This is a genomic window from Rahnella selenatireducens (assembly GCF_046449555.1).
Lineage (GTDB): Bacteria > Pseudomonadota > Gammaproteobacteria > Enterobacterales > Enterobacteriaceae > Rahnella > Rahnella selenatireducens.
On the sequence record NZ_JBKEZJ010000007.1, the window covers coordinates 1 to 14,209 of the forward strand.

Annotated in this window: 13 protein-coding genes; 8 read left to right on the forward strand and 5 right to left on the reverse strand. The window is 54.2% G+C overall.

What is annotated here, in order from left to right:
• From ACLBVC_RS12975 to ACLBVC_RS12985, 3 genes are all read left to right on the forward strand, one after another.
• On the forward strand, window positions 1-703 hold a 703-nt coding region (locus ACLBVC_RS12975; protein ID WP_410149943.1), incomplete at its 5' end, for an RHS repeat-associated core domain-containing protein.
• A 340-nt stretch (window positions 704-1,043) separates the two neighbouring features.
• Window positions 1,044-1,235 (forward strand): NTF2 fold immunity protein, encoded by a 192-nt coding sequence (locus ACLBVC_RS12980; protein WP_410149944.1) that lies wholly within the window; start codon window positions 1,044-1,046, stop codon window positions 1,233-1,235.
• A gap of 108 nt (window positions 1,236-1,343) precedes the next feature.
• Window positions 1,344-1,571, forward strand: a complete 228-nt coding sequence (locus ACLBVC_RS12985) for a hypothetical protein (RefSeq protein ID WP_410149945.1) — start codon at window positions 1,344-1,346, stop codon at window positions 1,569-1,571.
• Between the two features lie 60 nt (window positions 1,572-1,631).
• Here the strand turns inward: ACLBVC_RS12985 and ACLBVC_RS12990 are convergent, their stop codons facing one another.
• From ACLBVC_RS12990 to ACLBVC_RS13010, 5 genes are all read right to left on the reverse strand, one after another.
• Entirely contained in the window at window positions 1,632-2,726 is a 1,095-nt protein-coding gene (locus ACLBVC_RS12990) for an ABC transporter ATP-binding protein (protein ID WP_410149946.1), read from the reverse strand.
• A complete protein-coding gene (locus ACLBVC_RS12995; RefSeq protein ID WP_410149947.1) occupies window positions 2,727-3,680 on the reverse strand; it encodes a carbohydrate kinase family protein in 954 nt (317 codons plus the stop codon). It abuts the gene before it with no gap.
• Window positions 3,681-3,705: 25 nt separating this feature from the next.
• Complete coding sequence (locus tag ACLBVC_RS13000) at window positions 3,706-4,545, reverse strand: carbohydrate ABC transporter permease (RefSeq protein ID WP_410149948.1); 840 nt, start codon at window positions 4,543-4,545, stop codon at window positions 3,706-3,708.
• Window positions 4,542-5,444, reverse strand: coding sequence for a carbohydrate ABC transporter permease (locus ACLBVC_RS13005; protein ID WP_410149949.1), 903 nt, complete (start codon window positions 5,442-5,444; stop codon window positions 4,542-4,544). Before ACLBVC_RS13005 ends, ACLBVC_RS13000 begins: the two co-directional genes overlap by 4 nt.
• 67 nt (window positions 5,445-5,511) lie before the next feature.
• A complete protein-coding gene (locus tag ACLBVC_RS13010) occupies window positions 5,512-6,762 on the reverse strand; it encodes an extracellular solute-binding protein (protein ID WP_410149950.1) in 1,251 nt (416 codons plus the stop codon).
• A 317-nt stretch (window positions 6,763-7,079) separates the two neighbouring features.
• On the opposite strand from ACLBVC_RS13010, the gene ACLBVC_RS13015 reads away from it, so the two are divergent.
• The 5 genes from ACLBVC_RS13015 to xdhB all read left to right on the forward strand — a co-directional run bounded on the left by ACLBVC_RS13015 (window position 7,080) and on the right by xdhB (window position 14,208).
• On the forward strand, window positions 7,080-8,252 hold the full coding sequence (locus ACLBVC_RS13015; RefSeq protein ID WP_410150163.1) for an ROK family transcriptional regulator: 1,173 nt from the start codon (window positions 7,080-7,082) through the stop codon (window positions 8,250-8,252).
• A 120-nt stretch (window positions 8,253-8,372) separates the two neighbouring features.
• A complete protein-coding gene (gene guaD, locus ACLBVC_RS13020) occupies window positions 8,373-9,725 on the forward strand; it encodes a guanine deaminase (protein ID WP_410149951.1) in 1,353 nt (450 codons plus the stop codon).
• On the forward strand, window positions 9,722-10,345 hold the full coding sequence (locus tag ACLBVC_RS13025; protein WP_410149952.1) for a TetR family transcriptional regulator C-terminal domain-containing protein: 624 nt from the start codon (window positions 9,722-9,724) through the stop codon (window positions 10,343-10,345). Before guaD ends, ACLBVC_RS13025 begins: the two co-directional genes overlap by 4 nt.
• Window positions 10,346-10,400: 55 nt before the next feature.
• A complete protein-coding gene (xdhA, locus tag ACLBVC_RS13030; protein ID WP_410149953.1) occupies window positions 10,401-11,804 on the forward strand; it encodes a xanthine dehydrogenase small subunit in 1,404 nt (467 codons plus the stop codon).
• Window positions 11,797-14,208 carry a xanthine dehydrogenase molybdopterin binding subunit gene (xdhB, locus tag ACLBVC_RS13035; protein ID WP_410149954.1) on the forward strand — a complete coding sequence of 804 codons (2,412 nt, stop codon included), beginning with the start codon at window positions 11,797-11,799 and terminating at the stop codon, window positions 14,206-14,208. The genes xdhA and xdhB overlap by 8 nt, the downstream gene beginning before the upstream one ends.
• The last annotated feature ends 1 nt before the right edge of the window (window position 14,209 follow it).

Here is a 14,209-nt window from a genome sequence, read left to right on the forward strand (position 1 = left end):
GCCGGTTGCGCTGATTAATAACAAAACCGGCAAGGTGGAATGGGACGCGATTTTAGACGTCTGGGGCAATGCGACAGATATTTTCAACCCGTACAAACTGCGGCAGCCCATAAGAATGCAGGGCCAGCAATATGACGAAGAATCGGGGCTACATTACAACCGCCACCGTTATTATGACCCGATGCAGGGGCGCTATATTACGCAGGACCCGATTGGGCTGAGAGGGGGGTGGAATTTATATGGGTATGTTTACGGCAAGCCAAATATATTAGTCGATCCTATTGGTTTAGATATATGGGTGGAGGGTGCTTCACCTCGCGAACCAGAGCTTCACCAAAGTGTAAATATCGGAGACCCTAACGCAGAATATGATTCATATAGCTATGGGTTGGATGATTTCCCCTATGGAAATGTCTATAAGGATATTGAGCATGGTGGTCCTATTGATTTTTATAAGAATACAACCAAAGAGCAAGACGAGGATTTCAAAAAAGAAATGGATGATAAAGTAGGCAAGTCAAAAGACAGCATCTATGGTTATGATGATATTTGCAGAAGTTGGAGCCAGAGGGAATTCAGGAGAGCGCCAGGAATAGAAGCAAAAAACATACCCCAGAGGCCTAATATAAAAAATACAATTGGATTTTCTGGTTCATCAAGTCGAGGGAGTAGTACAACCAGTAAAAGTAGAACCTCAAGATGAACATACTTGTCTTTTCCTTCATTGTTATTGCTTCTGTTGTTTCTTTTTTAGTCAGCAATATAACATTGGTGAATAGTAATGAATATGATGTTTCATATTGTATATCAATATTTAGCTCGGCACTTTCTATAATTGGATTTTTTATTTTAAAACAAAATAAATCCAGATTGTTAAGAGTTTCGTTAATATTTTTAATGCTTGTGATTTATGTGATATTAAATGTAAGCAATAGATTCCTATCAGGGTTGACTTTGAATGGTATATGAAAAAATAGTCACCGTGGATTATTTTTCCGCGTATATATTTAGCTTTAGCTAAAAATAATGCCTATGGAGGGCGTGTGTTTGTAGGTGTATTAGACGATAGTCTGGATATGGCGAAGGATATTTCATATATCTACATTAAAAATGTGTATGGAGAAGAGATCGCTGAGAAACAAAAACCTTACAAGGTTGTTGATAAAAATAGTGAATGGTTTATCAAAGGTAAGCAGCCCGACGCGGTTGGCGGAAATTGTACAAGGTCATGTTAACATGAAAAAAATAGTTAAGCTAATTATTACCTCTTCAATGGAAACCCCTATGGCAGCTCTGGCTCATTTGATACGCAAACTTACAATCCCGTCACTAAGGAGTCGATATTGGAGGAAACTGTTATTCATGGATCCAGGAATATACCTCGAAAAAATGTGCAAACATTGAAAGGTTTATTAGACATCAATGATGAGCAGAATATTAAATCTAATGATAAGAAAACAAGAGCTCTCGTTGTAATTGATAAAAAAGTTTACTTCATAGATTCAAATAGTGTCGTAAACACAGCGGGTCACGCTACAGCTTTTATCGACAAACGCAAGTTTCCGAATTGATCAACGGAATTATTTTATATTAAAACGTTAGTCTCCCCGGCAAATACCGGGGAGACTAACTCATCTTTCCCCCTCGACCAGCCGTTCCCCGGTCTGCGCATCGAACAGATGAACGGCGTCGCTGTTAGCTTCGAGGTATAGGGGTTGTTCGGTGCTGACGCGGGCGCGGCCGGCGAACTGGACGTGCAGCGGGAAGCCGCTCCAGTCGATGTGCAGCAGGCTGCTTTCGCCGGTGACTTCCAGCAGTCGCAACGTGGCAGCAGGTTGCGCGCTGTGCTTAACCGGCCTGAGATCATGCGGGCGCAGGCCGAGCGTGACCGGTTCACCTTCCGAATGCCGCGCCTGTAACGCCCATTTTTCCGGCAGAGCAAACCACAGCTGATTGCAAGTCACGCCCGGTTTGCCGTCGATGCTCTGGAACACGCCGCTGAGTAAATTCATCGGCGGTGAACCGATAAAGCGCGCCACGAAGGTATTCACTGGTTTGTCGTAAATCGACAGCGGATCGCCTTGCTGAACAATAAAACCGTCTTTCATCACCACAATGTTGTCGGCCAGCGTCATGGCTTCAATCTGATCGTGCGTGACGTAAACCGTGGTAGTGCGGAACTGCTGGTGCAGGGATTTGATCTCCGCCCGCAGCTCCATGCGCAGTTGCGCGTCAAGGTTAGACAGCGGTTCATCAAACAGGAAAACTTTCGGATTTCTCACCAGTGCTCGGCCCATCGCGACGCGCTGGCGCTGGCCGCCGGACAAATCTTTCGGCAGGCGCTTGAGCAGATGATCAATGCCCAGCACTTTTGCGGCCTGTTGTACCTTGGCCTGCTGTTCGGCTTTCGGCACCTTTTTCACCTGCATGTGGAACGCCATGTTCTCGGCAACGGTCAGGTGCGGATACAGCGCGTAACTCTGGAAAACCATGGCGATATCACGATCCGCCGGGTCAAAATTATTGATTTGCTGTTTATCAAGCAGTATGTCCCCGTCGGATAAGGATTCCAGCCCGGCCAGCAGGCGCAACAGGGTGGATTTTCCGCAGCCGGACGGCCCGACCAGCACGGTAAAACTGCCATCGGGAATGGTCAGATCCAGCGGTTTGAGCACCTGTACTTTGCCATAATTTTTGGCGACTTTTACCAGTTCTACCAGAGCCATTCAGAGTTCCTCCACAAGGCCAAAAAGCGATTGCCAGTCAGGATAACGGCGCGGGGAACTGCTGATCGCACAACCTGCGACGCGGACACCCCATTGCAACGCCGTGGCAGGCGGCAGGCCATAAATCAACGCGGATAAAAATCCGGCATTAAAACTGTCTCCGGCGCCGATAGTATCGACTACCTCAACCGGCCCGGCGTGCTGATGCAACGCCTGATCCGCGCTCCACAGACGCGCGCCGTCAGGGCCACACTTCGTAACGCAAAAAGCATTGTCAGCCATCTGCGCCAGCAGTTTTTGCGCGGCGGCGTCCAGCGTCTGAGCATCGGCCAGCCCGAGCGTTTCGATTTCATTGAGCAGCAGCGCATCGCAGGACGGCAGCCATTGCGCAGCCTGGGTGCGCAACGTGTCGCTCCAGTCTTCCGGCGGCCAGCCGCTGTCGATGGCGACGCGATAACCGCGGGTTCTGAGTGCGGAAAGCAACTGCGGATAATCTGCATACAGCGCCGTACACAACCAGGTGCCGCACAGCAAAACCCAGTCGCCTGGGTGTGCATTTTCAGGTAACTGCCCCAGAACGTCCTGCATGGAAAGGCGGACGATATGCCCCTGATTGCTGAAAAACGTCCGTTCGTGGTCGGGATGGGTGACGCCAAATGTCAGCGACGTCTCGCAGTCGCACGTCGGCCAGTGCGGCGCACTTTCCGGGAACAAACTCGCCAGCCAGCCGGTGAACTGGTCGTTGCCCTGATTGGCTACCAGCCGATGCGGGACGTTCAGCGCCGACAGCGCCAGCGCGCAGTTTCCGGCAGAACCGCCGGGGCGCAGAGAGCTGCTTTCGAGCATCGCTTCTGTGCCTTTTTTCGGCCACGCGTGGAGCGTGCTCATGATCAAATCTACGTTAATGTTGCCCACGACATACAACGTGGCGCGGGTGTCAGGTCTTGTAATCATTGATGAGATTCCCTGATGTTCATAATCAGCCCTTACTGCCGCCGGCGGTTAACCCGCTGACCAGCGTTTTTTGCAGCCAAAGCGCAATAAAGAGCGGCGGAATGGCCGCAAGAATGCCGACGGCGGCAATCAGCCCGTCATCGGTGGCGCGCCCGGCGGTGAATCCGGCAATCGTCACCGGTAACGTCTGGGCATTGATATTGTTGGTAAACAGCAGGGCGTAGAAAAATTCATCCCAGGCCAGCAGCCAGCCGAACATCGCAGAAGCGCCGAGTGCCGGTTTCGCCAGCGGCAGGGTGATGCGCAATAACACCTGCCAGTAACGCAATCCGTCAAGGCGCGACGCCTGCTCGATATCCACCGGTAAGGAATCGAACTGGTTTTTCAGCATCCAGGTCAGGAACGGTAAAATCATCGAGCAATACACCAGAATCAGCCCGAGATGGGTGTTGAGCAGGGTCAGTTTTTCCAGGATGAAATACAGCGGCAGGACGAACGCCACCGGCGGCACCATGTAAATAGCCAGACTGCCAAACAGCCAGCCGTCGCGGCCCGGATAGCGTGAAAAGCTGTACGCCGCCGGGATCGCCAGCAGCAGGGAAATAATCGTCGCTCCGCAGGCTACCAGCAAACTGTTGCCGAGCGCATGCAGGAACAGCGCGCCCGGTTGCCCGGTCTGAAGCGTCAGCAGGCTGGCGTAACGGCTGAAATCCCAGTGGCGCGGCACCCATTCCAGCGGAATACGGGTCAGATCTTCCGCCGAACTGACGCTCATCAGGAACATCCACAACAGCGGCGCGAGAATGGAGATGGCAAGAATCAGCGCGGCGAGATAACGTAAAACGAGTCGGATTTTCTGTTTCATTCTGCGTTCCCCGAACGGCGCTGGCGCAGCAGCATGACCATATAAACCAGAATTAACAGGGCGCAAATCAGCGTCATGAGGATGGCGTAAGCGGCACCGCTGCCCGCCCGCAGATAGCTGAAGGATTCCTGATAAACGAAGAAGCTGACGGTTTTGGTGCTGTCGAGCGGTCCGCCGCGGGTCATCACGTAAATAATGTCGAAGACTTTAAACGCGTCGATGGTGCGCAAAATCAGCGCCGCTGCCAGCGGAGCCGCAATCGCCGGTAAGGTGATTTTACGAAAGCGCAGAAACGCCGACGCGCCGTCGAGCCGCGCCGCTTCAAACAAATCCTCAGGAATGGTTTGCAACGCCGCCAGCACCAGCAAGGTGATCAGCGGATAGTTTTTCCAGATATCGGCAAACATCACGGCGTTAATGGCCGACGACGGGTCGCCGAGCCAGCTGTGGTAGGTGTCGATAAGGCCAAGCTGGGAAAGCAGGGCGTTGATGCTGCCGTAGTCCGGATTGAAGTTCAGCCGCCACATTGTGGCGTTAACAATCGTTGGCAGCGCCCAGGGCAAGATCACCAGTACGCGTAACGCGCTGCGCCCCCAAAATTTCTGGTTTAGCAGCAGCGCCACCAGCACGCCGATGAAGCCTTCGAAAATCACCGAAACTACGGTGAAATACAGTGTCCGCCACAGCGCGGCGCGAAAATCCGGATCGGTCAGAGCATAAATAAAATTGTCGCTGCCGACCCAGTTGGGCGCTTCACCGTCGCCTATCAGGCCAGCGTCGGTGAAGCTGAGCCACAGCGTGCGGGCCAGCGGCCAGGCGGTCAGCAGAAACATCATTAACAACATGGGCGCAAGGAGCAACCAGGCTTGTCGACGTTCTCGTTGCGGTAAAGTCAGCATAGTTTTCCGTGGTGTTGGTTTGCCCCGCATACCGCAGTATCCGGGGCGTTGCGTTGGATTAAAAAACTTAACGTAAACGGTCAGCGGCTGTGGTCGCGGCTTCCATACCGTCTTTCGCCGGGGTTTTACCCTGCAATACCGCCTGAATGTTTTGCTGCAAAATGTTCGACAAGCGGGAGTAATCCGCCGTTACCGGGCGCGAGAGCATCACGTTCAGTGAGACTTTTGCCGCCGCAATCAGGGCTTCCTGATCTTTCTGCACCGCCGGGTCGTCATATGAAGATTTCCAGATTGGCAGGCTCAGTTTGGCGTATTTGTTCTGTACCTTCTGGGAGGTCATATAGCTGATGTAATCCCACGCCTGATCCGGATGCGCACTGGCTTTGGCGATGCCCAGACCCATCGAACCGTTCACGCCTGAGGCCTCACCTGCGGTTTCGCCCGGTGCCGGGATCACACCGACGTCTCCCGCGACTTTGCTCTGTTTCGGGTCGTTGGCCATGTTGTACATATAAGTCCAGTTCAGCGCGAAGGCCGCGTCACCGTTGGAGAAGGACTTACGCACGTCCTCTTCCAGGTATTCGCGGGAGTTCGGGTTGGTCAGCCCTTTATCCAGCGTCTCTTTCATGTAGTTGATGGCTTTCATTGCGCCGGTATTGGTGAAGTTCAGCTTCCCGTCTTTGTAGAAATCGCCTTTGAACGCCGAAACCAGTGTGGTGTAGTCGCACAGCAAGGCTTCGGATTGTGACCAGCTCCAGACCAGCGGGAACTTCACGATGCCTTTTTCTTTCAGGATCTCAGACTGTTTCTCCACGTCAGCCCAGGTCGCAGGCGGGGTGGTGATCCCGGCTTTTGCCAGCATGGCTTTGTTGTAATACAGATATTTGGTGTCGAGGATCCACGGCATGCCCCAGCGTTTGTCTTTGTAGGTCACGGTAGAAATCGCGCCGTTGAAAATCTTGCTGCTTTCGTCTGCGGGAATACGCGCCGTGACATCCTGCAAAAGGCCGTATTTGTTGAATTCGGCTGGCCAGATCGCATCGAACAGCACCACGTCATAACCTTTATCACCGGCACCGCGGGCGGCAACGATTTTGTCGTGCAGCGCTTCGTACGGGACAAATTCCAGATTCACTTTGATATCAGGATGTTGTTTGGTGAAGTCCGCTGTCATGGCGCGGATATCGGCTTCGCTGTACGCCGCCTGAGTCATAAACAGGGCACTGAGCGTGGTTTCTGCCAGCGCGCTGGCGGAATATCCCAGGGTGAGGGCAGAGAGGGCGCACAGAGTGGCCGCAGGGGTAAGTCGTAGGCTCATCGTCATTCTCCGAAACAGGGGTTAAGTTTATTAAATCAATTTGATTGCTTTAATCGGCTAAAAAAATTGGGATGGCCGTTGATGGCGGCAACCCCTGCGTCCCTGCCGGATTGATACTTGCTACCTGAGGCTTAAAACGAATTCTATAAACGGCGCAAACTGAATAGTGACTGACGATTATTATTAACATACCAATAACATTTAAAGCTGTGATGGCATCGTCATATTCATATTCTGATATTTATAAAATCAATTTGATTGCTGTAATCACTCTCCGCATACTGCCCACAGGTTTCCCCTTTGGGTACAAGGCCGTGATAACAACTTCTGGTACCAATCTTGAACATGCCCGCGCGCACAATCGCCGGGTCGTCATCGAAGCCATTCGCCTCAACGGTGAGCTGACCCGCGCGGAAATTGCCCGGCTGACGTCGCTCACGCCGCAGACGGTTTCCAATATTGCGACCGAACTCGAGCAGGCGGGCATACTCTCTTCCCATCTGCCGCGTCGTGCGGGTGGACGTGGTCAACCGGCAACGCCACTGACACTCAATCCTGACAGCGCCTATTCCATCGGCATCCATCTTGATCATCAGTCGCTGCTGATTGTGCTGGTAGATCTCACGGGGTCGGTGCGTTTTCGCCACCAGATCCACATACAGAAACCTCAGCCTGAGCCCACGCTGGCCATGATTGATCAGATACTGCAAGAAATGCGCCAACAGGTGAAAATCGACTGGCGCAAAATGCTCGGCGTCGGTGTGGTGATGCCGGGGCCATTTGGCGTCGAGGGTATTTCTTCGCAGGGGCCGACCACGCTGCACGGCTGGGATAATGTGGATATTGAAGCGCGGTTAAGTGCGTCTAGCGGCTGGCCGGTTACGCTTGAAAACGATGCGACGGTGGCGGCCATCGGCGAGCGTTTTCACGGAATTGCCAAGCAACTTTCCTCGTTTGTATATCTCTATATCGGCACCGGCCTCGGTGCGGGCATCTTCACCGACGGGCGGATTTACACCGGTCATGCACATAATGCGGGCGAGGTCGGCCACATTGTGGTGCAACCGGGTGGCCGCGAATGTTACTGCGGCAACAAAGGTTGCCTCGAACGCTACGTTTCTTTGCAGGCCGCATACGAAGCCTGCGGGCTGGATCCGACGGCCGCCATGCCGGAAGATTTGCTGAACGTCGATGAGGTGTTGTTCGATAAATGGCTGGATACCGCGGTCGAACCGGCGCTTCAGGCCATCAATATTATGGAATGTGTGTTTGATGCGCAGAGCGTAATTATTGGGGGCACGATGCCGAAACCGCTGGTGGAGAAGCTGATCAGACGCCTGACGCCGCTCTACAGTTCGGTGCGCAGCCGGTATGCGCAAAGTGCGCGGATCCGCATCGGGATGTCCGGCAGCGATACCCCGGCTCTGGGCGCGGCGGCGTTGCCGATCTTTGATGAATTCAATCCGCAATATGAGGTGTTGCTGAAGTAGTTCTGGCTGGCGCGCGAAAAAAGAACCAGACGGTCTGACCGGTTGGTCAGGTTTGGCATAAGCTTTGCAAACGTTCTGTTATTAATCATCAATAAGAATGTTGCACAGAAGGACTATGCCATGAGTCAGGTTATCACCCGCGCGGTACGCGGAAACTTCTTTGATATCCGCCAGCCGGTCACCGGGCCGGAAGAACTTGAAGCCAGCGTGCGTTATATCGAAGACGGCCTGATGCTGCTGAGCGGAGGGCATATTGTCTGGCTCGGGGAATGGCTGGAGGGTGAAGCAAAGCTCGCTGGCGTGCGAAAAACCGCCGGGCTGGAAATTGATGATTACCGCGACAAACTGATCGTTCCCGGTTTTGTCGATACCCATATTCACTACCCGCAAACCGAAATGATCGGCGCGTACGGCGAGCAACTGCTCGAATGGCTGACGCGCTACACCTTCCCGACGGAACAGCAATATCACTGTGCGGATTACGCTAAGCGCATGTCGAAATTCTTCATCAACCAGCTTTTGCTCAACGGCACCACCACGGCGCTGGTGTTTGGCACTGTGCATCCGCAGTCGGTCGATGCGCTGTTTAAAGAGGCGTCTGACATCAACATGCGGCTGGTGGCTGGCAAAGTGATGATGGACAAAAACGCTCCCGACGCACTGCTGGAAACCCCGGAACAAAGTGAAGCCGATACGCGCGCCCTTATTGCGCGCTGGCATAACCGTCAGCGCCTGAGCTACGCACTGACGCCGCGTTTTGCGCCGACGTCCTCACCCGAACTGCTGCAAAAAGTTCGCCTGCTGAAGCAGCAATTCCCGGACGTGTATATGCACACCCATCTCAGCGAAAACGTGGCGGAACTCTCCTGGGTAAAAGAAATGCACCCGGAACATCAGCATTATCTCGACGTTTATCATCAGCATGGTCTGACCGGCGAGCGCTGCGTTTTCGCGCATTGCCTGCATCTTGATGACAGCGAATGGGAGTGTCTGAGCGAAACGGATTCGACAATTGCGTTTTGCCCGACGTCCAACCTGTTTCTCGGCAGCGGTTTGTTCAACCTGCAAAAAACCTGGCAGAAGCAGATCCGCGTAGGAATGGGCACCGACGTTGGCGCAGGCACCACGTTCAACATGCTGCAAACGTTGCTCGAAGCTTACAAAGTCGGCCAGCTGCAACGTTACCGGTTATCGGCTTTCGAAGCCTTCTATCACGCCACGTTGGGCGGCGCACGGGCACTGCATCTTGATGACAAAATCGGCAATTTTGACGCCGGAAAAGAAGCAGATTTCGTGGTGCTCGAGCCGGGCGTCAGCGCACTGCAAAAACTGCGTGCGACCAACAGCAAAACGCTGGCGGAGAAACTGTTTGTACTGATGACCCTGGGTGACGACCGTAACGTGTATTGCACGTACATCGACGGCGAACTGGCCTATGCACGTGACCAAATGTCAGGAGATTTTTGCGCATGATGAACAGCGATACCGGCAGTAAAGTCCGCGTAGCCCGCGAGCGCACGCTGGAAAATATCCATGCGGCAGCGATTGCGGAGTTCAGCGAAAAAGGCTTTCAGGGCGCAACTACACAGGCGATTGCACAGCGTGCGGGCATCAAAAAAGCCCAACTGCATTATTACATTGCCGGAAAAGAAGAGCTCTACGAGGAGCTCTTGCAGAAAGTGCTGAAAGTCTGGGGCGACATTATTCAGTTCGACCCGACGCTCAGTGAACCGCAAGCCGTGCTGAGCCGCTACATCCGCAGCAAGCTGAGTTTTTCGTTCGACCAGCCGGAACTGTCGCGTATTTTCACCAGCGAAGTGCTGAGCGGCGGCCATTATTTGCAGAAGTACTGGCCGCAGGCGACACAGAATATCGTTGGAAAAGAAAACCTGATCCATCAGTGGATTGTTGAGGAAAAAATCCGCCCGCTGGATGCACGTCTGTTCATCATGCATATCTGGGCGGTGACGCAGTATTACGCCGATTTCGCCGTGCAGGTGAAACACATGTATGGCAATTTTGACGGCGATGACGTCGCGCGGGAACACATTATCGACGAAGTCACCACGCTGATTTTGAACGGGTGTAAATAGCTCCTCCCCCTTCGCAGGGTAGGGAACAAGCCGGTGATTCTTAAAGGATATAAATATGATCCAGTTTCTGATGAACGGCAGGATCCAGACGGAAAATCTGCCGGACGATACCACGGTTCTCCAGTATCTGCGCCGTGATGCCGGGCGTTGCGGTACCAAAGAAGGCTGCGCCTCCGGTGATTGCGGCGCCTGTACCGTCGTGCTGGCCGAAAAAGAGGGCGTCGGGCTGAAATACACCACCGTCAACGCCTGCCTGACGTTTATGCCTGCGATCCACGGCAAACAGCTGATTACCATTGAAGATTTGAAACATCAGGGCAAGCTGCACCACGTGCAGCAGGCCATGGTGGATAACCACGCCTCGCAATGCGGATTCTGCACGCCAGGTTTTGTGATGTCGCTGTTTGCGCTGGAAAAGCAAAAACTGACGTTCGAACGTGATCAGATTCAACAGGCGTTTTCCGGCAATCTCTGCCGCTGCACCGGCTACCGGCCGATCATGGCGGCGGCGCAGGCGGTATGCGAAGCTCCGCTGGCCGATCAGTTTGACGCCAATACTCTGCATTCGCTCGAAAAACTGCGGGCGATGTCCGCGACGGAACAGCCGGTCACGATTGAGCAACTGGCGCAACGGTATCTGGCGGCGCCGGATTCCCGTCTGGTGGCAGGTGGCACCGATCTGGCGCTGGAGGTCACGCAACGTTACCAGCATATCCCGAAACTGATTTCGCTCAGCCATGTGGCGGAACTGAAAGATATTACGCTGGCTGGTCAGGTCATTCATATTGGCGCGGCGGCGACGCTGAGCGCCTGTATGCCGGTTCTGCACCGTGAATTTCCGGCATTTGGTGAGCTGCTTGAGCGTTTTGCTTCGCAGCAAATCCGTAATCAGGGCACATTTGGCGGCAATATCGCCAACGGCTCACCGATTGGCGACGGCGGCCCGGTTCTGCTGGCGCTGGGCGCGTCATTGCTGTTGCGCTGCGGCATGGCAAAACGCGAATTACCGCTGGACGAATTTTTCCTTGGCTATCGCAAAACGGCCTTGCAGCCGGGTGAATTTATCGAGCAGATCCGCATTCCGCGCGTGTCATCGGAGACGCGGCAGCTGCGGGTTTATAAAGTGTCGAAACGGCTGGAGGACGACATTTCAGCGGTGTGTGCTGCGTTGCAGATTGAAGTCCGCGACGGCGTGGTGGTGCATGCACGCATCGCGTTCGGCGGCATGGCGGAAGTGGCGAAACGCGCTACCCATTGTGAAGCGCAACTGCTCGGGCAACCGTGGCAAACTGCCACTATTGAGCGCGCATGTCAGGCGCTGGAGAGGGATTTCACGCCGATCACTGATTTCCGCGCCAGCCGCGAATACCGCATGCAGGTCGCCAAAAACCTTTTGCGCCGCTGCCATATCGAACTGACTTCTCCTGAAACGCTGATGCGGGTAACTCATTATGTCTGAATCCAAACCGTCACTTTCCCGGCATGAGAGGGAACAGTTGTTCCGCGCCGGACTACAAAGCGGCGTGGGCAAAAGCCAGAAACACGAAAGTGCGGATAAACACGTCAGCGGAGAAGCGGTGTACACCGATGACCGGCTGGAGTTTCCCCGCCAGCTGCATCTGGTGCCGCTGCTCAGCCCGCACGCGCACGCCGACATTCTGCATATCGATACCGGACTTTGTTACAACGTGCCGGGCGTGGTGCGGGTGATGACGGCAGAAGATGTGCCGGGTAATCCTGATATCGCGCCGCTGACCCACGGCGATCCGCTGATGGCGCAGGGCGTAGTGGAATACGTTGGGCAGATTGTGCTGGTGGTCGCTGCGACTTCTCCGGAAGCCGCCCGCGCCGCCGTTGCGCTGGCGAAAGTGGATTATCAGCCCCGCGACGCCGTGCTGACCATCAAACAGGCGCTGGCACTTGAGCATTACGTGGAAGAACCACATCAGCATAAACGCGGCGATGCCGGAATGGCGCTGGCCTGTGCGCCTCACCGCTTGCAGGGCGAGCTGGAGATTGGCGGGCAGGAGCATTTTTATCTGGAAACGCAGATTGCGTCGGTGATGCCGGGCGAAGACGGCGCGATGCTGGTTTACAGCTCGACGCAGCATCCGACTGAAGTCCAGAAACTGGTGGCCTCGGTGCTGGATTTGCCGATGCACAAAGTGGTGGTCGATATGCGTCGCATGGGCGGCGGTTTTGGTGGCAAAGAAACGCAGGCGGCAGGCACGGCCTGTCTGGCCGCGCTGGCGGCACATCTCACCGGACGCCCTGCGAAAATGCGTCTGGCGCGGCAGGACGACATGCTGATCACCGGCAAACGACATCCGTTTCACGTCAGCTACGACGTCGGGTTTACGGATGACGGCATCATTCACGGTATCGATCTGAAGCTGGCGGCCAACTGCGGGTATTCGTTGGATCTCTCCGGTTCCATTGTTGACCGGGCAATGTTCCATTCCGATAACGCCTATTACCTTGGCGACGCCTTAATTACCGGTTACCGCTGTAAAACCAATATGGCGTCGAATACTGCTTACCGCGGTTTTGGCGGGCCACAGGGAATTCTGGCCATCGAGCATATTGTCGATCACATCGCCCGCGAACTGGGAATTGATCCGCTGACCGTGCGTAAAAATAATTACTACGGCCAGGAAAGCCGCAACATCACGCATTATCACCAGCCGGTCGGCCAGAATCTGCTTGAGGAGATGACCCGCCAGCTGGAAGAAAGCGCGGAATATGCTGCAAGACGTGACGCTGTCACTCAATTTAATCTAAACAATCCGTATATTAAAAAGGGACTGGCGCTGACGCCGGTGAAATTCGGCATCTCCTTTACCGCCAGTTTTCTCAATCAGGCGGGGGCTCTGGTGCTGATTTACACCGACGGCAGCATTCAGCTCAACCACGGCGGGACGGAAATGGGACAGGGGCTCAATACCAAAGTGGCGCAGGTGGTTGCCGAAGTTTTTCAGGTGGATATCAGTCGCATTCAGATTACGGCCACGGACACCGGAAAAGTGCCCAATACCTCGCCGACGGCGGCTTCTTCCGGCGCGGATCTTAACGGCAAAGCGGCGCAGAATGCGGCCGAAATCATTAAAGCGCGCATGGTGGAAATGCTGATGCGCGTTCACGACGCGGCAGAATGTGACGTAGAGTTCAGCAACGGTCAGGTGCGGGTCAAAAATCAGTATTTCAGTTTTGAGCAGGTCGCCACCCAGTGCTGGCTCAATCAGGTGCCACTTTCCAGCACCGGCTATTACAAAACGCCGAAGATTTTCTACGACCGCAGCAAGGCTGCCGGGCATCCTTTCTATTATTTCTCGTATGGTGCGGCCTGCGCCGAGGTGCTGGTTGATACGCTGACCGGCGAATACAAACTGCTGCGCGCCGATATTCTGCATGACGTCGGCGATTCGCTAAATCCGGCGATAGACATCGGCCAGGTGGAAGGCGGATTTGTTCAGGGCATGGGATGGCTGACGACCGAAGAACTGGTGTGGAACGACAAAGGGCGGCTGATGACCAGTGGCCCGGCGGCGTACAAAATCCCGGCAATTGGTGATATCCCGCAGGATTTGCGCGTTCATCTGGTCGAAAACCGAAAGAACCCGGAAGACACGGTTTTCCATTCCAAAGCCGTGGGTGAACCACCGTTTATGCACGGAATATCTGTCTGGTGCGCGATTAAAGACGCGGTTTCCAGCCTCGCGGATTACCGCGTTCATCCGCATATCGATGCACCGGCCACGCCGGAAAGGGTACTGAACGGGATTAACCAGCTGCGTTTTTTCGGTGACATTGTCACAAATATGGCCGAAATCACCAGCGAAAAAACCGAAAAAGCGAACGGTTAAC